Source organism: Aequitasia blattaphilus (assembly GCF_024721305.1).
Lineage (GTDB): Bacteria > Bacillota > Clostridia > Lachnospirales > Lachnospiraceae > Aequitasia > Aequitasia blattaphila.
On record NZ_JAMXOD010000020.1, the window covers coordinates 24,249 to 47,159 of the forward strand.

Annotated in this window: 17 protein-coding genes and 1 pseudogene; 15 read left to right on the forward strand and 3 right to left on the reverse strand. The window is 40.0% G+C overall.

Annotated features, from left to right (window positions below; all coding sequences use genetic code 11):
- Positions 1-3 precede the first annotated feature (3 nt).
- The 4 genes from NHH15_RS12490 to NHH15_RS12505 all read left to right on the forward strand — a co-directional run bounded on the left by NHH15_RS12490 (position 4) and on the right by NHH15_RS12505 (position 3,308).
- The gene (locus NHH15_RS12490) at positions 4-858 is read left to right on the forward strand and encodes a ParB/RepB/Spo0J family partition protein (protein WP_000743700.1); all 855 of its coding nucleotides are present in this window, start codon (positions 4-6) and stop codon (positions 856-858) included.
- A 45-nt stretch (positions 859-903) separates the two neighbouring features.
- Positions 904-1,134 (forward strand): YdbC family protein, encoded by a 231-nt coding sequence (locus NHH15_RS12495; protein ID WP_001206986.1) that lies wholly within the window; start codon positions 904-906, stop codon positions 1,132-1,134.
- A 71-nt stretch (positions 1,135-1,205) separates the two neighbouring features.
- A complete protein-coding gene (locus NHH15_RS12500) occupies positions 1,206-1,397 on the forward strand; it encodes a hypothetical protein (protein ID WP_001820669.1) in 192 nt (63 codons plus the stop codon).
- A 54-nt stretch (positions 1,398-1,451) separates the two neighbouring features.
- A complete protein-coding gene (locus NHH15_RS12505) occupies positions 1,452-3,308 on the forward strand; it encodes a recombinase family protein (RefSeq protein ID WP_001820670.1) in 1,857 nt (618 codons plus the stop codon).
- Positions 3,309-3,544: 236 nt separating this feature from the next.
- Here the strand turns inward: NHH15_RS12505 and NHH15_RS12510 are convergent.
- Positions 3,545-5,968: pseudogene (locus NHH15_RS12510) on the reverse strand (hybrid sensor histidine kinase/response regulator); the annotation flags it as partial.
- 261 nt (positions 5,969-6,229) lie between these two features.
- Here NHH15_RS12510 and NHH15_RS12515 point away from each other — a divergent pair.
- From NHH15_RS12515 to NHH15_RS12545, 7 genes are all read left to right on the forward strand, one after another.
- Positions 6,230-8,569: a glycoside hydrolase family 2 TIM barrel-domain containing protein gene (locus NHH15_RS12515; protein ID WP_262066992.1), complete on the forward strand. Its 2,340-nt coding sequence runs from the start codon at positions 6,230-6,232 to the stop codon at positions 8,567-8,569.
- Positions 8,570-8,606: 37 nt separating this feature from the next.
- Entirely contained in the window at positions 8,607-11,189 is a 2,583-nt protein-coding gene (locus NHH15_RS12520; protein WP_262066993.1) for an alpha-L-rhamnosidase, read from the forward strand.
- A complete protein-coding gene (locus NHH15_RS12525; RefSeq protein ID WP_262066994.1) occupies positions 11,173-12,732 on the forward strand; it encodes an MFS transporter in 1,560 nt (519 codons plus the stop codon). Before NHH15_RS12520 ends, NHH15_RS12525 begins: the two co-directional genes overlap by 17 nt.
- A gap of 38 nt (positions 12,733-12,770) precedes the next feature.
- Positions 12,771-15,851 carry a glycoside hydrolase family 3 C-terminal domain-containing protein gene (locus NHH15_RS12530; RefSeq protein ID WP_262066995.1) on the forward strand — a complete coding sequence of 1,027 codons (3,081 nt, stop codon included), beginning with the start codon at positions 12,771-12,773 and terminating at the stop codon, positions 15,849-15,851.
- Positions 15,852-15,853: 2 nt separating this feature from the next.
- Positions 15,854-16,288 carry a hypothetical protein gene (locus tag NHH15_RS12535; RefSeq protein WP_262066996.1) on the forward strand — a complete coding sequence of 145 codons (435 nt, stop codon included), beginning with the start codon at positions 15,854-15,856 and terminating at the stop codon, positions 16,286-16,288.
- A gap of 111 nt (positions 16,289-16,399) precedes the next feature.
- Positions 16,400-17,113, forward strand: coding sequence for a LytR/AlgR family response regulator transcription factor (locus NHH15_RS12540; protein ID WP_330639233.1), 714 nt, complete (start codon positions 16,400-16,402; stop codon positions 17,111-17,113).
- On the forward strand, positions 17,110-18,435 hold the full coding sequence (locus NHH15_RS12545) for an ATP-binding protein (RefSeq protein WP_262066997.1): 1,326 nt from the start codon (positions 17,110-17,112) through the stop codon (positions 18,433-18,435). Before NHH15_RS12540 ends, NHH15_RS12545 begins: the two co-directional genes overlap by 4 nt.
- Before the next feature lie 79 nt (positions 18,436-18,514).
- Here the strand turns inward: NHH15_RS12545 and NHH15_RS12550 are convergent, their stop codons facing one another.
- Both NHH15_RS12550 and NHH15_RS12555 read right to left on the reverse strand, forming a co-directional pair.
- Positions 18,515-19,024 (reverse strand): hypothetical protein, encoded by a 510-nt coding sequence (locus tag NHH15_RS12550; protein WP_262066998.1) that lies wholly within the window; start codon positions 19,022-19,024, stop codon positions 18,515-18,517.
- Positions 19,012-19,617 carry a TetR/AcrR family transcriptional regulator gene (locus NHH15_RS12555; RefSeq protein WP_262066999.1) on the reverse strand — a complete coding sequence of 202 codons (606 nt, stop codon included), beginning with the start codon at positions 19,615-19,617 and terminating at the stop codon, positions 19,012-19,014. Before NHH15_RS12555 ends, NHH15_RS12550 begins: the two co-directional genes overlap by 13 nt.
- 83 nt (positions 19,618-19,700) lie before the next feature.
- Here NHH15_RS12555 and NHH15_RS12560 point away from each other — a divergent pair, with 83 nt between their 5' ends.
- From NHH15_RS12560 to NHH15_RS15950, 4 genes are all read left to right on the forward strand, one after another.
- Complete coding sequence (locus tag NHH15_RS12560; protein ID WP_416386584.1) at positions 19,701-19,943, forward strand: ATP-binding domain-containing protein; 243 nt, start codon at positions 19,701-19,703, stop codon at positions 19,941-19,943.
- Between the two features lie 132 nt (positions 19,944-20,075).
- Positions 20,076-21,275: an ATP-binding protein gene (locus NHH15_RS12565; protein ID WP_262067000.1), complete on the forward strand. Its 1,200-nt coding sequence runs from the start codon at positions 20,076-20,078 to the stop codon at positions 21,273-21,275.
- A gap of 1 nt (position 21,276) precedes the next feature.
- Positions 21,277-21,729 (forward strand): YaiI/YqxD family protein, encoded by a 453-nt coding sequence (locus NHH15_RS12570; RefSeq protein ID WP_262067001.1) that lies wholly within the window; start codon positions 21,277-21,279, stop codon positions 21,727-21,729.
- 257 nt (positions 21,730-21,986) lie between these two features.
- A complete protein-coding gene (locus tag NHH15_RS15950; RefSeq protein ID WP_330639235.1) occupies positions 21,987-22,607 on the forward strand; it encodes a DUF1905 domain-containing protein in 621 nt (206 codons plus the stop codon).
- Positions 22,608-22,911: the final 304 nt, after the last annotated feature.

Genomic DNA, 22,911 nt, shown 5'->3' on the forward strand with positions numbered 1-22,911 from the left:
TGAATGAAGAAACAGGATTTTAAGGTGTTAAAGACCAAAGACTTGTACCCGTTCCCCGACAATCCGTTTCATGTGGCAGAAGATGAAACACTGTCAGAGTTAGCGGAAAGCATCAAGGAATTTGGCATTGTCACGCCGATAATCACACGCCCGAAAGAGGACGGGGACGGTTATGAAGTGATTGCAGGACAGCGGCGTGTCCGTGCTTCTGAACTTGCAGGGATAAATACCGTGCCTGCGTTTGTCCTGCCCTTAGACCGTGACCGAGCCATCATCACCCTTGTAGACAGCAATTTGCAGCGTGAGAATATCCTGCCATCGGAGCGGGCGTTTGCTTACAAGATGAAATCCGAAGCCATGAAGCGGCAGGGTTTCCGCACAGACTTAACCTCGTCACAAGTTGTGACGAAGTTGCGGACGGACGACAAGGTGGCACAGGGCTTCGGCGTGGGCAGGATGACCGTGCAGCGTTTTATCCGCCTGACGGAACTGATACCGCCGATTTTGCAGATGGTGGACGAGGGGAAAATCGCCCTCACGCCTGCGGTGGAACTGTCCTTCTTGAAGAAAGACGAGCAGGAAAACCTCTTTGCCACGATGGAGAGCGAAGAAGCAACGCCCTCACTCTCACAGGCACAGCGGATGAAACAGTTAAGCCAGAGCGGGCGGCTTGACATGGATACGATATTTGCGATTATGACGGAGGAAAAGGGCAACCAGAAAGAAACCTTGAAAATCAACACAAGCAAGCTGAAAAAATACTTTCCGAAGAACACAACGCCGAAGCAGATGGAGGAAACCATCATCAAACTTTTGGAGCGTGAGTTGCAGAGGAAACGCAACCGTGACAGCCGCTAATCTTCTTTTTTCGGGAAGTAAATACAGAGAGTTGAGGTATGGAGAATGAGAGAAATCCAGTATGAAATCGTAAAGGAAATCGCAGTATTGTCTACGGGCGACAGTGGCTACACAAAGGAAATCAATCTCATTTCATGGAATGGGAAAGAGCCGAAGTATGACATCCGCAGCTTTTCCCCGAACCGTGAAAAGTGCGGCAAGGGAATCACGCTGAACGCTGATGAAGCGGCGGCACTCCTTAAAGCATTACAGAAAGAATTAAACAGCGAGGATTAATGGTATCTGATTGGCAGGGCGGGGACATTTCCAAACTCTTCCCTGCCCTGTCTGGAAAGGAAGATTTAAGTATGGGCGAGGATAAGAAAGCAGATAAAAAGAGAAAGCGTATCGTGCCAAAAGCACCAGTGCAGATGATAATCAGCCGTGAATATGTCGGCACACAGACCGTTACAGAAGCGTTTGTCCCGATTATCTCCGAGGATATTCGGAAGAAGATTGCCGAGGGCGACACCTTCGACAATGAGGGGCTGTCCGCTTAGAATGTACGCAATGGGACATGAAAACAGATAGGACAGATACGGAGGTTTTACAGTATGGCAGGAATCAAAGAAGAAAAGAAAATCTATTTAGTCGGCATTTATTGCCGCTTATCTAAAGACGATGGTACGGATAACGAGAGTGCGAGCATTGCGACACAGAAATCCATCCTCACGGATTATGTGAAAAAGCAGGGATGGCACATAGCAAAAACGTATGTGGACGATGGTTATTCTGGTACAAATTTCCAAAGACCAAGTTTCCAGAATATGATAAAAGACATTGAAAGCGGTCTGATAAACTGCGTGATTACGAAAGATTTATCCCGTCTGGGGAGAAACTATCTTGATTGTGGGTTATATCTGGAAGTTTTCTTCCCAGAGCATAACGTGAGGTATATAGCGGTCAATGACGGCGTAGATACCTTGAATAAATCTGCTATGGACATCACGCCTTTCCGCAACATTTTAAACGAAATGTATGCCGCTGACATATCTGTTAAGATAAAATCGGCATATCGGGCGAGGTTTCAACAGGGGAAATTCATGGGAACTACCGCCCCTTATGGCTATATCAAAGACCCTGCCGACCACAACCATCTGCTGATAGATGATAAAGTGGCACATGTTGTAAAAGAGATATTCGACCTTGCATTAAAAGGGAATGGAGTTGCCAAAATTTGCAGACATCTTAATAAACAGCATATCCTACGCCCTGCCGCTTATGCGGCGGAGCGTGGCGAAACAGGCTTTGAACGTCATTTTGAGGGGAACGAGGACAAACGCTATATTTGGAGTGGGAACAGCGTGAGGAGCATTTTAAGAAGCCCGATATATGCGGGAAATCTTGTAGGCTACAAACGGATTGCCGCCAATATGAAAAGCAAGAAACGCCCCTCTAAGCTGCCCGAAGAATGGGAAGTGATACCCAATACCCATGAGGGAATAGTCACGCAGGAGGAATTTGATATTGTCCAACAGCTTATTACAAGTCGTAGGCTTCCACAGAACAAGGGAGGATTTGTAAATATTTTTGCAGGCGTTATCAAGTGTGTGGACTGCGGATGTGCTCTGCGGGCAATGAACGTACACAGGAGGAAACGCCCAGAGATTATCGACTGTGTACAGTATTCATGTAATAATTATGCAAGAAACGGAAGAAGCGAGTGTAGTGCCCACAATATAGAAGCAAGGGATTTATTCAATGCCGTTCTTGCCGACATCAACTGTTTTGCGGATATGGCAGTGAATGATGAAAAGGCGGTCAGGGCCATAGAAAAGCGGCTCACGGAAACAGACCAGAGCAGGGCGAAAGCATTAGAGAAAGAACGTAAGAAGCTGAACAAACGCCTTGCGGAACTGGACAGGCTGTTTTCCTCTCTCTACGAGGATAAGGTCATGGAGCGTATTACCGAGCGGAATTTTGAGATGATGTCGGGGAAATACCAGAAAGAGCAGCTTGAAATTGAAGCAAGGCTGAAAGAGGTGACGGAAACTCTTAATGAAAGCTACGAGAAATCACGGGGAATCCGTGACTTCCTCGCCCTTATCCGAAATTATCAAGGCTTAAAAGAACTGGATGCAACAGTTATAAACGCACTCATAGACAAGATACTTGTTTCGGAGCGTGAGAAGATGGCAGACGGAACAGTGAAGCAGGAAATCAAGATTTACTATAAATTCATCGGCTTTGTCGATGAATTACATATCATACCTACAAAACGGTGGGCAGCAATGCCCGCTAAAAATTGTACGGTGTGCGGCGTTGAATATGTCCCGGGCTCTGGTGCATCAAGGTATTGTCCTGCTTGTGCCAAGAAGATACGGAGGGAGAAATCAAACGAGAGCAAACGCAGGAGCAGAGAACAGAAAAGGATAGCATGTATGAACTGTCCGCAAAAAATGACCGACTGAATAAGATCATAGTGGGACGAGTCCGCGTGATACTTTTCTACAGCTTGAGCACCATTATTTGCGAATTCAAGTGTAATTCCAGTAGGATGAAGTAAAGCATGTATAATTTCTTGATTGATTTCAATATCTTCCGCCATCAATATGGTTTTATTAGGCCAACTATAGTTGGATTTTGTGTCAACAGAAGAAATTTTTTCCTTTGCACCACGTGTTAACTCCACAATTGTATTAAAAAGTGAAGAAGGTAATAAGGGTTTTGCAAGAAAACGTGTGATACCGATTTCAGTTGCTTGGGGTTTCAAATCACACCAGTCTGCCACAGAAATCATGATAACAATGGTCTCAGGAGGAACTATTTTTTGAATCGCTTCAGCGGTTTCGAGACCGTCCATGCCTGGCATCTTCCAGTCAAGGAAAATAATGTCATACGGTGATTGGCCTTGTACAAGTTGAATTGCCTGAGGACCACTATTGGCGGTATGACATTGCATGTGAAAACCTGAAATAATCTGCTGGCAATATTCCAAAACGTCTGTGCTGTCATCTACGACCAAGATACGTGTGTTTCTCAAATCTGGTAAATCCTTTGGAGGAATGATGCTGGGTCCACCAAGCTCTACCGGTGTTTCAAATATAAAGCGGGAGCCAGTACCTTCTTCGCTTTCTACCCATATCCTGCCACCCATTAAATCAATGATTTTACGGCAGATGGAAAGTCCAAGGCCTGTACCGCCAAACCGTCTGGTAATGCTGCCATCAGCTTGCTCAAAGGGCTGAAACAACTTATCCTGTTCCTCTAAGCTAATGCCAATTCCGGTATCCTGCACTTCAATTCGCAGGACAGCATTATCCTCATTCTGTTTTACAAAAGAAGAATGTAAGGTGATCGCACCATTTTCCGGAGTGAATTTAACTGCATTGGAAAGCAGATTTGTGACCACTTGTGTCAGACGCAGTTCGTCACTGATTAAGCATCGGTCAAAATTCGTATCCAGATTAAAGGAAAAATCAAGTCTCTTTTCATCTACACGAGGTTGTATTACGTTATATACATTCTGTAGCATCTTTTCGAAGTTGAACTCAGCATTTACAATTTCCATCTTGCCGGATTCAATTTTAGACAAGTCTAAAATGTCATTAATGAGACCTAGCAGCTGATGAGATGCTTGCTCTATTTTAGCAAGACAATAACGTATGCGCTGAGGGTCTTTTGCCGTCTTTGCAATCTCGTTCATACCAATAATAGCATTCATTGGAGTTCGTATCTCATGGCTCATACGGGATAGAAAATCGGTTTTTGCCTGACTTGCTTGTTCTGCCTGTTCAATTGCTTCTTCTAATTTAAGCTGCATTTGCTGCATATCAGTCACATCTAAAGCAACACCAACGATGCCGTTTACAGTGCCGTCCAGTGTACGAAGAGGTGTTGTTTCACAAGCAAAATGGAGATTTTCGATATCCGCATAATAGCTTTGGCTTCCAGAGGTAAATGTTGCATTATGCTTTTCCAGCAGACTTATTCCAGGTATCCCCTCTTCTGTTAATAGCGTATTAATATTGGCACCCATCAGGCTATCCTTATGCACGCCAAGATCACTTAAAGCCTGCCCTTCAAATAAAGTGATATGATTGGATTTATCTACGGACCAGATAATACCAGGATAGCTGTTGACAATTTCACGAAGCTTTCCATAGGCATCATGAAGTTCATTTTCCATCTTGTTTTTTTCCAAGGTTGAGGACATAATACTGCCAATGGTCTGGAGCATATTAAACTCACTCTCTGTCCAATAATGAGGGCCGCTGCCATAATCGGCACCTAGAAAGCCCCAAAACTGGCCATTGCACAATATGGGTAAGTCAGCAAAGGAATGGATTCCACTTTCTCGCTGGACACGATAAGCCTCACCAGTAAACTGAAAGGTGTCATCCACCGCAATATAAGGTCTTGTGGTAAGCTGAATAAACCCTTCATCGTCATCGTTGTAAGGAATATTCTGTAAGAGAGCTTTCGTTGAAGGAACGTCAGGTGCACACCATTCATAGATTACACTGTAGGTCTTGTGCTCCAAGTCGTGTCGGAAAATAGAACAGCGGTCTACGTTCATAAAAGTTCCCAGCTCCTGTAAGACGTGATTAAATAGTTTGTCCAGAGAAGCATCGGAGTTTTTTGCAAAAGCAGAAGACAAATCGGTAATAAGCTTTTGCTGTTCTAATTGTATGGAGGCATGTTGGTCAATTGTACGGAAGGATTCACCATATAATTCTTTTCGAAGTTTTCCCAAAGTCTCTGAAGTAATGCGTCGCACCGCAATGCTATATCCATGGAAATCTTCCATAGAAAACGGAAGACTTTTTATTTGATACATTCCTGTTAATGGATCAGTATATACAGTTTCTACTCCCCCTTTTTTCTGGTTATGCTCATCTTTTAAAAGCTGCATTACTTCGGTGCGAGAGTCATAAGGCAAAAAATTTTCAAAGGAAAGACTAATTAGGTTAACGGGTAAGATTTCTCCCGTAGCGCTTTGACATTTGTGGGCATAACAGATTGTAAATAGTTCATCAGTAATGAATGCCCAATCACAAGCGGATTCTATTAGATCCAGCTGGTAATCTGGCATTATTTTAAAATCGTTAATGGCAGCAGTTCTGTGCATATCAATTCTCCTCTATAGATGAAAATAAAATTATTGACACCATTATAGCATAAATAACTTTGGTTTCATATTTAAACATGGGTGGCGTCTTGCAATGGGACTTGGAAAAGAATTTAAAATTTATTAAGAATGTTTTGGTTATATTGCACAAAAGAAATGTCTTTCACGTAAAAAAATGAGCAGTTTACGTGAAAGACATTTTTTCTTTTTTTTAAGTGATAGAATGATGACGATAACTTAGATAAAGGAAAGGGATGTGCAATGAAACGGATTGATTTTAATAGAGGATGGGAAGTTCTGCATAAAGATGAAGAAAATGCTTTTAGAAAGCAAGTGACACTTCCACATGATGCGATGTTAGGTGAAAAACGTACAAAAAATAGTCTGGGAGGCATTCATACAGGATGGTTTGAGGGATACGATTACCTCTACGAGAAGTATTTTGAGGTGCCTTTGGAAATGGAAGATCAAAGAGTCATCTTTGAGTTTGAAGGAGTTTACCATAATGCAGAGGTGTATTTGAATGGTAAGAAAGCTGCATTTCGTCCGTATGGTTATTCGAATTTTTATGTATCTGCTGATTCCTATTTAAAATATGGTAAAACCAATCAGATGCAAGTAATTGCACGAAACAAAGATCAGCCCAATAGCAGATGGTACTCAGGTGCAGGAATATATAGACCGGTATGGATGTATGTGGCAGAAAAACATCACATTTTATTAAATGGTATAAAGGTGCGTACCTTGAGTATAGAACCTGCAATTATCGAAATTAAAGTGGATACGACTACACAGGGATCTGTTCAAATAGAGATACCGGAAGCAGGGATTCAAACTGAGATTCCTTCTGGGGAAATGACAGCGATACAAATTGATAATGCGAAACTATGGAGTGTTGATTCACCATATTTGTACACTTGTAAAGCATTTTTTGAAGAAGATACCGTGACGGAAACATTTGGTATTCGTCAATTGGAATGGGATAGTAAACAAGGTTTTAAGATGAATGGAAGAAGAGAAATTTTACGAGGAGCGTGCATTCATCATGATAATGGGATTTTGGGTGCTTGCTGTTTCCCGGAAGCGGTGGAAAGAAAGATTCGAATCTTAAAAGAAAATGGTTATAACGCAATTCGATCCGCTCATAATCCATGTTCGAAGGCATTATTAGATGCCTGTGACAGACAGGGGATGCTAGTAGTAGATGAGTTCGTAGACGTTTGGTATATTCACAAAACAGAATATGATTATGTGGATTACTTTATGAAATGGTGGAAACAAGATTTAAAGGATATGGTGGATAAAGACTACAATCATCCCTGTGTAATTATGTATTCTACAGGAAATGAGGTTTCAGAAACTGCACAGAAAAAGGGAATTGACTTGGCTGGACAGATGACAAAGTATTTACATATTTTGGATAGCAGCCGACCGGTTACCTGTGGTGTCAATATCTTTTTCAACTTTTTGAGTTCGATTGGATTAGGGGTATACAGTGATAAAAAGGCAAAAAAGAAAGCGGTTGGAAGCGAGTTCTTTAATAATTTGGCGGGTCTGCTTGGAAGAGATGTGATGAAGATAGGGGCATCATTTTATGGATGTGATGTAAAGACACATAAAGCATTCGCAAATTTAGATATCGCAGGATATAACTATGGAATAAAACGTTATCGAAAGGATTTGAATAAATATTCAAACCGATTAATTCTTGGAAGTGAGACATTTTGTTCGGACGCATATGATTTTTGGGAAATGGCAAAGAAAAACAACCGATTAATAGGTGATTTTGTGTGGGCAGGTATGGATTACTTAGGTGAAGTAGGTGTTGGTGCATGGGAATACAGAGATTATGCACCTGATTTCTCCCATGGAGTGGGGTGGATTACAGCTGGAAGTGGACGCATTGACTTGACGGGAAAGCCATTGGCAGAAGCAGGTTATACGAAAGTGGCTTTTGAGCAAACGGATAAACCTGTCATTGCAGTGGTGCCAGTGAATCATACAGGAGATAAGCATTCTCCTTCAGCATGGAAGATGACAAATGGGATTGAATCATGGTCTTTCCGTGGATACAGTGGGAAGAAAGCAATTGTGGAGGTTTACGCAAGAGCAGCGGAAATAGAGCTTTTAATCAATGGAAAAAGAGCTGGCCGGAAGCGATTAAAAAATAAATGTGATACAGTATTTCATACCGTTTATCAGAACGGAACCATTGAAGCAGTTGCTTATAACTCCAAGGGACAAGAAATAGCGAGAACAAGACTTAAAACAGCAAAAACGGATACAGAAATACAGATTGTTCCGGAGGAAAATGTAGCGAAGAAAGGAAAGCTATCATTTATCCGGTTGAAATACACAGATAAAGAGGGAACGCTAAAACCTTTGATGGGAGGGACGCTAAAAATGAAAGTTGAGAATGCGGAATTGATAGCATTTGGAAATGCCTGTCCCTTTAATAAAAGAGGGTATTTAACCAATCAGACCGATGCGTATTACGGAGAAGCATTGGCAGTCATTCGGGCAAATGGGAGTGGAAATGTAAGGATGAAAGTAACAGATGGACGTTTGTCATCAGAATATATATTACCCCTTTCTGTCTAGAGAATATGGATATGATAGAGAATAAAAGGAGAAAGAGATGCTGAAAATATCAAGGTTTACAGTGGAAAGTTTATCTTCTGGATGTGTTACAGATAATGAGAAGCCACGGTTTTCTTACTTTGTAGAAAGTGACAAACAAGAGGTGGTCATAAAAAATGCAACTTTATCAATGAGCAATGGATGGCAGAAGAACACAGTGGAACAAATTGGGGTTACTTACGATGGAGAAGGACTGGATGCATTTCATCAATACACTGTGAAGCTGGAGGTATCCAATAATTACAATGAAACGGCAGTGGCGGAACTAACCTTCGAGACGGGGCGTATGTTGAGTGAGTGGAAATCAAAGTGGATTACGGATGGAGCCTATCATTTTAAGGAAGCAAAGGTTTCTCCTAAAACAATGACTTTTCGAAAGAATATCAATTGCTCAAAGGAAATAAGATGTGCAAAGATTTACGTGACGGCATTCGGAATTTATGAGCTGATGCTAAATGGAGAAAAGGTAGGTGAAGATTACTTTGCTCCCGGCTTTACTTCGTACCGTAACCAATTGCAATACCAGACCTATGATGTTACAGGGCAGCTCCAAGAGAAAAATTGTCTTGTGGTAGTTGTAGGAGGCGGCTGGGCGGTTGGCTCGTTTACCTATAAAAGAAGAAATCGGGTATATGCAAAACGTCAAGCATTGTTGGCAGAGCTACGGATTGAATACTGTGATGGGACAAAAGAGATAGTCGGCACAGATGAGACATGGAGCGTTACGGAAGAGGGGAATTTCCGAGAAACAGAGTTTTATAATGGGGAAGTCTATGATGCCACAGTAGATTTGGATCAAATCCAGTGGCGAAAGGCAGAGCAGGAACAAATTAAAATCAGTCCTAAAATCATGGCTCAATATGGAGTACCAGTAAGAGCAAAGGAACAGTTTGAACCGATTTGCTGTACCCATACAAAGGGTGGAATGTTACTTTATGATTTTGGACAAAACTTTGCGGGTGTCATTTCAGCAGAGATAAGAGGAAAAAAGGGACAAAAAATAACCTTTCGCCACGCTGAGATTTTGATGGATGGAAAACTATATACAGAGCCACTTCGAACGGCAAAACAAGAAGCTGTTTATATCTGTGAAGAGGGAATGCAGCAGTATTCACCCAGAATGACATATATGGGTTTTCGTTATGTAGAGGTAACAGGAATTGAAGAGCAAGATCTTCGTATCACAGCCATTGCCCTTTATTCTGATATGGAAGAGAATGGAAAATTTTCGTGCTCAAATAAATTACTCAATCAATTACAAAGCAATATCTGTTGGGGAGCAAAATCCAATTTTGTAGATATTCCAACGGATTGTCCTCAGCGAGATGAACGTATGGGATGGACAGGAGATATTGCACTATTTTCTTCTACTGCAACATACAACTTCAATATGGGACGATTTCTGGAAAAGTGGCTTCTCGATGTAAAAGCGGAGCAGACAAGAGGCGGTGGAATTCCAGTAACGGTTCCACTGGTTCGTGTTCCACTTCAATGGGAAATCATGATTCCGATGGCAGTGGATCACTGGGGAGATGCATGTATTTTAGTTCCATGGGCGGAGTATAGAGCCAGAGGGGATAAAAATCTTCTTAAAAAAATGTATCCTACGATGAAGCGCTATATGAAAGCCTGTAAATTTTGGGCACAGTTGTTTTCATTTGGTAAGCATCGCAGAATTTGGCGTTTATTGCATCACTATGGTGATTGGTGTGCACCAGAAGTCAGTATGTGGGGATGGATGGGCAGAGGAAAGTGGACCGCCACCGCCTGCTTGGCATATTCAAGCGGAATTGTTGCACAGATTGCCGAGATATTGGGAGAAGAAAAAGATGCCAAAGAATATGCGGCGCTGAGTAAGGAAACAGGAGATGCATACCGTTCTATTTTGATGAAGGAGGATTGCTCCGTGAAGAAAGAATTCCAGACAGCATATGTTCTTCCACTCTATTATGAAATGCTTTCTACAAGTGATAAAAAGCAAACGGCAAAGCATCTTTCCAGGATGATTCGGGAGAACAACTACCACATAGGAACCGGTTTTCCAGGAACCCCTTACGTGCTTTTTGCTTTGGCAGACAACGGGTTTGCCGAGGACGCATTTCGAATGTTATTAACAGATACTTGTCCATCATGGCTCTATGAAGCGAAAGTGGGAGGTACGACGATTTGGGAACGCTGGGATGCACTTCGTGAAGATGGTACTTGCAATACCGGGGAAGGTGATGGAACTGGCGGCATGGTTTCCTTTAATCATTATGCCAGTGGTGCAGTCGGAGATTTCTTGTACCGAAGAATTGCTGGAATCGAACCTCTGGAAGGTGGCTATAAACGCTTTCAAATCAAACCACTTATGGGCGGAAAAATAAGTTGGGCAAAGGGAGAAGTGTTAACTGCTTATGGAAAGGTATCAAGTAGTTGGAAGATAGAGAATCATATTTTTTGCATTGACATAGAAGTGCCGGTAGGAGCAACGTGTCAACTGGTTATGCCATCCGGTGAGCAGCAACTACTGGCAAGTGGATCCTATCATTTTGAGGAAGAAGAGAGGAACAGAGAGAATGAACATGAATCAAATATTTGACAAGCCATTGTTGAAGACAAAGATTACCTCGGCAAATGTTAAGCCAAAAGAGATGCTGATTGGATATTTTATAGGACCATTTTGTGCGTTTATTTCAAATGCAATTTTTGGTGCATACTTGAATCGCTACTATTCAGATATTCTAGGATGGACCGATACGAAAAGATTTGGTGCTTTTTCAGCGTTACTTCCTATTATTTCGGTCATCTTTGTAATTATTGGAAACTTGTTGGTCGGACGCTTGATTGATAATACGAGGACATCACAGGGCAAGGCAAGACCCTATATGCTGTTATCGGCGCCATTAGTGATGATTTCTATTTTGCTTTTATTTATGACACCACAAAATACCAGTCCCTTTACTCAGGTTATTTGGATTGCACTATCCTACAATTTATATTATGCGGTTGCCTATCCATTTTTTTATACCGCACACAGCTCAATGGTTGGACTTTCTACCAGAAACTCGAATCACAGAGGAATGCTGGCAACATTTTCAAATGCATCGGGCGTGGCAGCAGTAGGAATAGGCGCCAGTATATTGATTCCGGTGCTTTTGCAAAGCTTTTTATTTGTTGAAAAAGAAGGGGTAATTGACAAAGCTGCGAGTTACAATCATTGGAGAATCATTATGGGTGTACTTAGCATAATCACATTTTTTGCAATCTTATTGGAGTATTTCTTTACAAGGGAACGTATTACGGAAGAAAATATTAAACTTGATATTAAAGAAGAAAAATTGCCGATGAAGAAGCAGATAAAAGCTTGTATTAGTAATAAGTATTGGTGGTTTATTATACTATATTTTTTGTTATTTCAATTAGGTGGATTGATTAAAAATGGATCAATGAGCTATTACTGCAGATGGATGTTTGAGGGAATAAATAGTGAAGCATCGGCTGGTACAGCAATGGGTATATTAGGACTGATTGGTGGAATACCAACGGCAGTTGGAATGGTGTTGGCATGGCCAATCGCAAATAAAATCGGAAAACAACGTGCCGTAACTTTCGGTTTGGCAATCTCTGTGGTTGGTGGATTAGTGAGTTTTACCAATATTCATAGTTTCGTAATTGTATGTATCGGTGTGATTTTAAAAGGAATTGGGTCTATTCCAGCGATGTATGTCACATTAGCCCTTTTATCAGATGTACTGGATCACTTAGAGGCGAAGAATGGGTTTAGAAGTGATGGTTTTACCATGTCTGTTTATGGTGCAATTATGGTAGGAATGACGGGACTGGGAAATGGAATTATTAATGCTCTTCTGACGGCGTCAGGATATGATGCTACGATGACGGTACAAACTGAAAATGTTAAATGGGTGCTGGCTTTATGCTTCCTAGGAATTGAGCTGATTTGTTACGCAGTTCTCGTAGTCATTACGAGCTTCCTGAAAGTGGAAAGACATGTAAAAGAGGATCAGGCAACGATTTTAAAAGTACAAAAAGAAGCTGTTTTAGAATCTGGTGGAACATGGATAGAACCAGAAGAACGTCTTCGTATGGAACAAGAAGAGGCTGAAAATAACAATATGCTTTAGCAAAAGCAAATGTTATATAATGAATGAGGAGGAAGAAAATGGAGAAGAAAAGAAATTCAAAGAAGCGTCAGGTGTGGCGGGGAATCACGACGGTAACAGCATCTCTTCTTGCACTTACGTTGACAGCAGGTGCGGTTGTGGATGGTTTCCGAACGGACATTGACAAGAATTTAGGGACTCAGAGCACGAAAATACTAACGGAGGCAGAGGACGGGGAGGAATTATATAATTACACATCGGACTATGCAAATACGACGGAGCTATTGGATGCAATTGAGGATTTGGGAGAGCGAATGAATGAGGAAGGCTCTGTTCTCTTAAAGAACAATGGAGCCCTGCCTTTATCAGAGGAAGAAACGAAAAAAGTTTCGTTCATGGGATTTAGTAGTTACTATCCTGTACAAGGTGGCGATTTTGGAAGCTCGTTATCTGAAAATGTTGGTACAGATGCAGATACGGTAGATATGGTAACGGCATTTAAGTCTAGGGGATATGAAATCAATCCAACGCTTCAATCTCTATACGAAGGAATGAAAGAAAGTTTTAAATCGGAAGCAGTACTTCCTTGGGGAGTGACCACCTATTATCGAACGACAGCACCTGGGATAGGAGGTACCTTTACAAGTATAGAAGCCAGTCAGGAGGATATGGATAAAGGAGAATCCGGCTGGAAAGAAAGCTTGAATGATTACAATGTTATGATTGTCACACTTGCACGTGGGGGAAGTGAAAACGCGAATTATACCCCGGGGAAAGAGGGCGTCAATCCAGAACAGAAGCTGAACCAGACAGATCCCTTAGGTTTGTCCGATACGGAGCGCGATATAATTAATGCAGCCGTGGAGGCAAAGGCAGGGAATAATGGAAAAGTAGTTGTGTTGTTAAATAATGCAAGTGCAATGGAAATCGATGAAATCAAGAAGAATGACGGCGTAGATGCAATATTAGAAATAGGACTGCCTGGGGGCTACGGATTTTATGGTGTTGCAGATGTGTTGAGTGGCGAGGTAAATCCATCAGGGCATTTAACCGATACATATGCAGTTACGAATGCGAACTCTCCGGCTGCCCAAAATTATGGAAACTATATGTACACAAATGCAGATGATTCCCATGCAATTAATTCCGCATTGGTTGAAGCAGAAAATATTTATATGGGATATAAGTATTATGAAACCAGATATGCAGATTGCGTTCTAAAGCAAGGAAATGCGGATAATGGTCAATGGAATTATAACGATGAAGTATCCTATCCATTTGGTTACGGGTTATCTTACACGACATTTGAACAGACATTAGAGCAAGTAGAAGTTAATCTGGAGGAGCGAACAGTAACGGCTCAGGTCACTGTGAAAAACACAGGTGATGCTGCGGGAAAAGATGTTGTAGAGCTCTATGTATCTTTGCCTTATACTGAATATGATAAAGAGCATAAGGTTGAAAAATCAGCAATTCAGTTATTAGATTATGGAAAAACAGATACACTGGAGCCGGGGGAAACAGTAAATCTAATTATTACTGCAGATGCCCAGGATATGACGAGCTGGGATAGTACCTATAAGAACGAAGCAGGAACTACTGGAAATTATATTCTGGATGAAGGAACCTATTATTTCGCATTAGGAAATGGATCTCATGAGGCAGTTAATAATGTACTTGCAATGCAAGGAAAATCAGAAGCAGATGGAATGACGAAAAATGGAAATACGGATAAAGTAAAGACATGGGAACTCTCGGATTTTAATTCTACAGCATTTGCTTACTCTGTAACTGGAGTGGCAGTAGAAAATCAACTTGAAGATATGGATTTGAATTATTATATGCCGAACACGGTAACTTATTTGTCGAGAAATGATTGGAGTGGTACATGGCCAACCACCTATCAAGATATTACTGCGACAGAAGAGATGTTGGAGGTTCTTGATAATGATACGTATGAAATTACGGAAAATGGAGATGCCTCGGCCATTGTTTTTGGAGCAGACAATGGATTGTCACTAGCTGATTTAAAAGGGGTAACGGATATTGAAGACGAAAGATGGTCTTCTTTAGTCGATGAAATTACTTTAGAAGAGAGTATGATACGAACAGGGTTTGGCGGGACGAGTACAAAGACAATAGAGTCTATTATATCACCGGAAGTAATTCAAAATGATGGACCAAATGGATTTAATTCATATCCTCTGGGTCAATACGCAAATACAGATACCGCATCTAATGATCCATATGTAATTTCACCCGATGATAAAAACATGAATTACAAAGCAGGTGTCATGAGCAATGCGACTGTAATCGCCCAAACATTCAGTAAGGAATTGGCAACGGAGTTCGGCGAGGTGATGGGGAATTATTCATTATGGTCGAACCTTACAATTTTCTGGGGAGCAGGAACGAATCTCCATCGAACACCTTATAATGCGAGAAATCATGAGTATTATTCTGAGGATGCAGTTCTAACGGCATATCAGGCGGCATCCTTCGTATCTGGTGGAAAGAAATATGGATGTATTATTGCTCCAAAACATTTCGCTTTTAATGATACTGAAATCAATCGAACGGGTCTGAGTGTATTTATGACAGAGCAGCAAGCACGTGAAAATGAGCTAAGAGGTGTACAGTCAGCAGTTGAAGATGCGGGGGCATTGGGAATAATGACGGCATATAATCGTGTGGGATGTACGACGGATAATTCACATTATGGATTACTTCAAAATATTCTTCGTAAAGAGTGGGGATTCCAAGGTTTGATGTCAGAGGATTTTATTCAGGATGCAGAATATGCAACACTGAAAGAAGCGGTACATTGTGGAGTAACAATGACCTGTAATACGGGAGCAAATAACATTGACGCAGTATCTGCAATCTGGCCATATTGGACGGTTGAGAATGTGAGCAAAGATGCCACACTCTTACAGGATCTAAAGAACGCAATGCTATGGCAGAATTATGCAATTGCAAATTCCAATGCTATGGATGGAATCTCTGCAAATTCAAAAATTGTAAATGTAAGAACGTGGTATGATAATGCATTATTAGCAGCACAAATTGCATTTGCACTCCTTACGATTCTTGCAGTGATTATGTATTTTAGAAGTATGAAACGAAAAGAGGAGGTATAGGAATGAAGCCGACAAGAAAACAGGCCATGGGATTTTATCTTTCAATATTAACAATTATTATAGCGCTTGCAGCACTTATATTCTATTTGATTAATTGTAATTCATCTTATTTTAAAAATCAGGGGGTACATCCACTTGTTGCAGGAGGTATTACAGCGGCAATTATTGTGGAAATAGTATATGTTATTCTCGTGGAGAAACTAGGTTCCGAAAAGATATTTGATATTTTACCGGTAATCGTAGGGATATGCTTAATGGTTGCTTTTGGAATGTTTATCAGTGTCCGTGTGGCGGGAATAGCAAGTATCATGACATTTGAGAAAAATGCGCAGACAACAGCGGATATGAATGGTGCAATTATAGGCATGGTTCTATGTGTCAGCGCCGGGATATTAAATATGATAACATCTTTCTTCCGGATTATTAAAGAGGATTAGTATAAAGAGAGAGCAGACAGGTATTCGGAAAGAATGCCTGTCTGTTGTTTAATTTATATGGAAAGGTTATACTATTAAGTAATAAAACGTGTAATAGATTGGAGGCTTGGGATGATGATACGGATTGCATTAGTTGAAGACGATTTGGTGTATGTAAAAGAACTAGTTGAGTACCTAAAACGTTATGAAGAAGAGAGCAAAACGAAAATACGAGTATCTGTTTTTCCTGATGGTGAAGATATTATAGAGAATTATCAAGCGAACTTTGATGTGATTTTAATGGATGTTGAGATGCAATTCATGGATGGGATGACGGCAGCAGCAAGGATAAGGGAGACGGACTCAGAAGTTGTTATCATTTTCATCACAAATATGCCACAATATGCACTGAAAGGTTATCAGGTAGAGGCCTTGGACTATGTATTGAAGCCAGTTTCGTATTTTGCATTTTCTCAGAGAATCGATCGGGCGCTAACAAGAATGAAAAAACGCACAGGACAATATTTGACCGTTCCAATAAAGGGTGGAAAAAAGAAGTTTGATATTTCTAAGATCTATTATGTGGAGGTTCAAGATCACGATTTGATATTTCACACGATATCCGGAGAGTATTTGGCAAAAGGTTCTATGAAAGATATTGAGGAGACATTGATACAGCAAGGATTTTTTCGCTGCCACCGTTGTTATCTTGTAAATTTAGAGTATGTAGAGCATTTTCAAAGTGTGGATGTGATTGTTGCAGGTGATACAATTCAAGTCAGTAGAAGCCGCAAAAAAATGATGCTGGATGCATTGAATAATTACATGAATGAGGTAGGGAAATGAGTATGGGACAGGGTGTAAATCCACCTGGATTTTATTATTCTATTGCTTATTGGCTAATTTGTTTTATTTACATTAGCTCCTATAAGAGGCGGTTAGAAGGAGTGAAGTTATTCTTGGCTCATATTTGTTTTTTTGCTGCTATTTTTGTATTTATGACAATCACAGATGGAATTAATGCTCTTCTTTTTATTCCCTGCATGATTGTTACTTTCTGTATTTTATTGGGATACATTTATATCTGTTGTGAGTTTTCTTTCTTAGAGGTGGTTTATTACTGTTCAAGAGCTTTTATAACGGGTGAATTTGCAGGTTCACTTGCGTGGCAGCTATGCTATTATGCGTGGCCGCGATTACAAATAAGTTCAAAAGAGATTTTTGGTGTTGCGATTCTTATAATTATTTACCCTATTTTATTTGGAGTTTTCCTGATTATGGAGAGAAGTTTTGTTAAAAAAAATGAAATGCGGGTTTCAAAAAGAGAAACTATTGTGGTTCTTTGTATTATGGCAGCAGCGTTTGCAATAAGTAATATTAGCTATATTAGTCCCAACACACCATTTTCTACAAATTATGCGGAGGAGCTGTTTATTATTCATACATTCGCCGATTTGTGTGGCCTGGCGATTCTGTACGCTTATCATTTTCAAAATCAAGAACTGCAGAGAATATTTGATGTTAATACACTTCAGAATATTGTAGATGCCCAATACCGAAATTATCAAATGGCGCAAGAAAGTATCGATATTATTAATCAAAAGTACCATGATTTGAAGCATCAGATTGGAATACTGAAAATGGAAGCAAAAAATGGGAAATCCATTCAGTATTTGGAACAGATGGAGAAGGAAATCAAAAGCTATGAGGCTCAAAATAAGACCGGTAATCACGTTGTAGACACGGTACTGACGAGTAAAAGTTTATATTGCCAGACAAGAGGAATTACCTTGACCTGTGTGGCAGAAGGCAGTGTACTGAATTTTATGGATGATATGGATGTGAGTGCTTTATTTGGAAATCTATTGGATAATGCCATAGAAAGCGTTGAGAAAGAGCAGGATAGAGAAAAGAGATTAATTCATCTATCGGTTCTGCAACAAAAAGACTTTTTGAGGATACGTGCAGAAAACTACTGCAAGGAAGAAATTAGATTTAAGAACGGAATTCCAGTCACGACAAAAAGTGATCGAACCACGCATGGATTTGGGATGAAAAGCATGCAAAGCACAGTACAGAAATATGGAGGATCACTACAAGCAACATGGAAGGATTCATGGTTTGAAGTGAGAATTTTGATACCAATCAGTAAAAATGAAATATTGTAACGATAAAGCAAAAAGTGACGAAGGAAAAACTAGCGGAAATTGTAACGAAGCTTTCAGCTAGTTTTTTTGCACATAAATATTACCAGAGGAAGAAATACAAGATTCCATAGTCAATCACAGTAAAGACCAATGCAATCAGGGACATATAAAAGCAGCCCTGTAGAAAACCATTAAAATGAAACTTATAATCTTTCCATCCCTTGCAATGTTCTGTTCCAGGTATCATGAGCCAATCAGGTGTAATGGCACAAACAATCAACCAGTCTAATATCAGTAAATCAACAATATTCCAAAAAAAGCAAATAATCCAAAGATGCAGGAGTAATGACCAGAAGGATATGGGGGTACTGTGATAATGCCATAGTCCGGCACCCATTAAAGTTCCAATTATAATGAAATATCCTAATATAGAAAAAATCAGTCCATTTCGTTTTTGAGGGGCAGACGGTCTTGGGATATTGGCGGCTTCGCGGATATCCTTTGGGTAATCATGCTCAATGAGCCAAGGAAATCGTAGGATTAAGGTGAAGACCACAATGGACCAGAGAACGGACCAAACAACGGCCTCTAAAAGAACTATAAATTGCATTGCATCCCTTCTTTCTTAAAAATATTTGAAAACAGCAGATCATACAGCTGATCCAGTGTTCTATTTAAAGCATCGGTATGAAGCTCTGCTTTATTAATTTGCGTTAAGGCCATTATTTTCAGCAGGTTGCCAATCAGATGTTCATCGAGATCCGGCCGTACATTTTCCATATGACGAAAAAGATAATTCATTACATTGGCTTCTCCATCTATATCCAAAAAGCATTCCGGAGGTAATTCAGCACGGAGCTTTTCTTTGTCTTCTGGTGTCAAATATTGGTAGATACTATCCTCATTAAAAATAATCTCTTTGAAAAAATCCTGTGCTTGAGCAATCGGCAGTTTGTCTCTGCCGTCCAGAAGTTCCTCAAAATGTGCCATAAGCTTCATACGCATGGACACAGCAATTTCATAAACAAAATATTCTTTACTGGGAAAAAAATTATAAAAGGTGGTTCGTCCTAATCCGGCGGCTTTCGTTACCTTCTCCACACTAGCATGTGTCATTCCATGCTCGCGAATCAGTTCAAATCCTATTTTCAACATTTCTTCCCGCACTCTTTTTCGATCTTCCTCTGAAAATAAATAAGGCATCTTTTTCTCCTCACATCACATTGCGACAGTTTTTAAAATAATGTCGCAAGACAAGAATAGCATTCCATTGTTGCTTTGTCAACATTCAGGATGACATTTTACAGCAGGAATTAAGTCAGACCTCGGATGAAAAGATGAAATCCATTATTACCTCCATCCCCATGTCAAAAGGTCTGGAATTTGACGAGGTTATAATCCCAAATGGAGATCGTGCAACTTACTCATCAGAATATGACAGAGGTTTACTCTATATCGCCTGTACACGGGCAATGCATCGCTTAATGGTTCTATACGTAGGAGAATTGACGGAATTAGTGACAGAATAAGAGGAGGCGACTTTGTTTCGGTACATCGAAATAAATCAAGAAAATTAGAAGTTATTTCGATATACCGAAATAAAACTGGATTCTCGAAAGATATTCTGCTAGAATAGGGGTATCTAGAAGGGAAGTGTATTTATGATTAAAAGAGAAGGTTATCTTAAAAAAATCAGGCCGTTTTATGATAATGAGTTAGTCAAAGTCATTTTTGGAATCAGGAGATGCGGAAAGTCAATTCTATTACAGCAAATCATAGATGAGTTAGTGGAAAGAGGCGTAGAGAATGAACAAATCATCTTTATCAATTTCGAGGATTTGAAGTACGCTGGGATAAAAAACGCACTTGCATTGAATGATTATGTGCTGGAGAAGATTATAAAGGGGAAGAAGACCTACCTATTTTTTGATGAAATCCAAGAAGTGGAGGAGTGGGAAAAAGCCATTAATTCTTTTCGGGCTACCCTTGATTGTGATATTTACATCACCGGTTCAAACAGTAAACTTCTCTCAGGAGAGTTAGCAACCCATCTCTCTGGACGTTATATAAGTATCAAAATAATGCCGTTTACTTTTGCAGAAGCTTGTGAATACATGGGGAAAAGCAAGAACCAGGTAAATGATGATGATATTATGAATTACATAAATTGGGGTGGAATGCCACAACAATTACAGTTTGAAAATGAAAGGGATAAACGAGTTTTTCTTCAGGATTTATACAATTCAATTATCTTAAGAGATATTGTTGAACGAAATAAAATAAAGGATGTGGGAGTGTTCAAGAGAGTGTTGGAATATTTAATTCAAACACCGGCACAGATATTTTCTGCCACTTCGGTTTCTAAATATTTTGAAAGCATTAACCTTAAAATATCAACGGAGACACTGTATAATTATATTGAATTTGCAGTCTCTTCTATGATTATAGATAAGGTTAAGCGTTATGATGTCAGAGGGAAAAGAGTATTGACGAGGAGCGACAAAATCTATTTAACAGATCTTGGATTTGATAAGATAGTAAGTTCTGGGATGAAAGTAGAGATTGGTCCACTCTTAGAAAATACCGTCTATAATGAACTTATTGTACGTGGCTATCAAGTGTATGTTGGCAAGACCACAAAGGGAGAAATTGATTTTGTGGCATCAAAAGATGGAAAGAATGAATATTATCAGGTGGCGTATTTATTAGCTACCGAGGATGTTATTGAAAGGGAATTTGGAGCATTTAAAGATATTACCGATAATTATCCGAAGTATGTTCTTTCCCTTGATAAATTTGATTTTTCAAGAGATGGTATTATTCACAAAAATATGATCGATTTTCTGTTAGAAGGGAAATAAAATGAAAATATTAGTAGATGCGGATGCATGTCCAGTAGTATCCATAGTGGAGAATATAGCAAAGAAGTATCAGATACCCGTGACGCTTTTATGTGATACGAATCACGTGCTGCACTCAGATTACAGTGAGGTTATAACCGTAGGAGCAGGAGCGGATGCAGTGGATTTCAAACTGGTAAGTATTTGCCAAAAAGGGGATATTGTTGTAACCCAGGATTATGGGGTAGCGGCGATGATTCTGGGAAAAGGAGCCTATGGGATACATCAGAATGGAAAATGGTATACCGATGAAAATATCGATCAAATGCTGATGGAAAGACATCTGACCAAGAAAGCCAGAAGCGCAAAGAAGAAAAATCATCTGAAAGGGCTGTCAAAGAGGACGGCAGAGGATGATAAACGGTTTGAGGAATCAATGGACAAACTAGTTCAAAAGGCGAACATCACTCCGTAGTAAGTGCTTTTTCTACCCATAAATTAAGAGAATCTATTACGAGAGACATTTTCTCAAGATCCTTTTTTATTCTTGGTTAGGTCATTTAAGATCGCAAGCATCTCAAAAAATACAAACGGTTTTAGGTGATTTAGAGAACTGGGAACGAAGAATTCAATAATAATGTGATTTGATCCACATAAAAACGTATAATAATGTGATAGAATACACATAATTATGTATAATGGTGTGAAAAGAGACGTTTTGGAGGTGACAATATGGGTAAAATTTATGAATTTGATGCTGTGATTATAGAAGAGGTAGAGCACAATGGTGCTTATGTTGAAATTCCATTTGATGTGAAAGAGACATTTGGGAAAGGACGGGTTCCTGTTCATGCTACTTTTGATGGAGAACCTTATGATGGACAGGCTGTGAAGATGGGAACACCGTGTCATATCATCGGAATCCGAAAAGATATCCGTAAAAAAATCCAAAAACAGCCAGGAGATACAATTCACGTATCAATTACAGAACGTACCCCTGAATCACCAACCATTAAGACGGTTTCGGATTACATCGCCCAATATGATGGTGAGACAAAGGAACGTCTTGAGAAACTAAGAGCACTTGTTCTTGCCAGTAACCCAGATATAACAGAGAAAATCTCCTGGGGGATGATGACCTTTGTTCTGCGTGGAAATCTGGTGCATTTTGCAGCGGCAAAGCATCACATAGGATTCCACCCTGCCCCCAGCGCAATTGAAACATTTGCAGATCGGTTGACCGAGTATAAGTGCTCCAAGGGAACGGTACAGCTTCCCTATACAAAGCCAGTTCCTTATACTCTAATTCAGGAGATGGTGAACTTTCGTATACAGGAAAATTTAGCGAAATAAAAACTCAAACAAGCTCCCAACGCAGTACGGCTGTTTTTTACCAAAAGCTAACGTATAAGTGTTGAAAAATGTAATATTTCCAAAAAAGTTCATGCAATATAATGTGAATTTAATGAAAAAACCCATTGAAATCAACACGAACATGAATTATACATATGAGTATGCACATAAAGGAGACCGTTGTATGTATAGAAAAATAGCGAGCTTTTTAACAAAAACATCAAGAATTCTCCTTCCTCTATAGGGAGTGAGATGAATTGATTTACTTGCCTGTCGGCAATGAAAAGGTTTTTGACTGAAATCT

Bases quoted from the DNA above. Each gene is read 5' to 3' on its own strand.
- NHH15_RS12570 (WP_262067001.1), top strand. From the start codon at position 21,277: ATGAAAATATTAGTAGATGCGGATGCATGTCCAGTAGTATCCATAGTG.
- NHH15_RS15950 (WP_330639235.1), top strand. From the start codon at position 21,987: ATGGGTAAAATTTATGAATTTGATGCTGTGATTATAGAAGAGGTAGAG.
- NHH15_RS12565 (WP_262067000.1), top strand. From the start codon at position 20,076: ATGATTAAAAGAGAAGGTTATCTTAAAAAAATCAGGCCGTTTTATGAT.
- NHH15_RS12520 (WP_262066993.1), top strand. From the start codon at position 8,607: ATGCTGAAAATATCAAGGTTTACAGTGGAAAGTTTATCTTCTGGATGT.
- NHH15_RS12545 (WP_262066997.1), top strand. From the start codon at position 17,110: ATGAGTATGGGACAGGGTGTAAATCCACCTGGATTTTATTATTCTATT.
- NHH15_RS12515 (WP_262066992.1), top strand. From the start codon at position 6,230: ATGAAACGGATTGATTTTAATAGAGGATGGGAAGTTCTGCATAAAGAT.
- NHH15_RS12500 (WP_001820669.1), top strand. From the start codon at position 1,206: ATGGGCGAGGATAAGAAAGCAGATAAAAAGAGAAAGCGTATCGTGCCA.
- NHH15_RS12505 (WP_001820670.1), top strand. From the start codon at position 1,452: ATGGCAGGAATCAAAGAAGAAAAGAAAATCTATTTAGTCGGCATTTAT.
- NHH15_RS12495 (WP_001206986.1), top strand. From the start codon at position 904: ATGAGAGAAATCCAGTATGAAATCGTAAAGGAAATCGCAGTATTGTCT.
- NHH15_RS12490 (WP_000743700.1), top strand. From the start codon at position 4: ATGAAGAAACAGGATTTTAAGGTGTTAAAGACCAAAGACTTGTACCCG.
- NHH15_RS12555 (WP_262066999.1), bottom strand. From the start codon at position 19,617: ATGCCTTATTTATTTTCAGAGGAAGATCGAAAAAGAGTGCGGGAAGAA.
- NHH15_RS12535 (WP_262066996.1), top strand. From the start codon at position 15,854: ATGAAGCCGACAAGAAAACAGGCCATGGGATTTTATCTTTCAATATTA.
- NHH15_RS12530 (WP_262066995.1), top strand. From the start codon at position 12,771: ATGGAGAAGAAAAGAAATTCAAAGAAGCGTCAGGTGTGGCGGGGAATC.
- NHH15_RS12550 (WP_262066998.1), bottom strand. From the start codon at position 19,024: ATGCAATTTATAGTTCTTTTAGAGGCCGTTGTTTGGTCCGTTCTCTGG.
- NHH15_RS12525 (WP_262066994.1), top strand. From the start codon at position 11,173: ATGAATCAAATATTTGACAAGCCATTGTTGAAGACAAAGATTACCTCG.
- NHH15_RS12540 (WP_330639233.1), top strand. From the start codon at position 16,400: ATGATGATACGGATTGCATTAGTTGAAGACGATTTGGTGTATGTAAAA.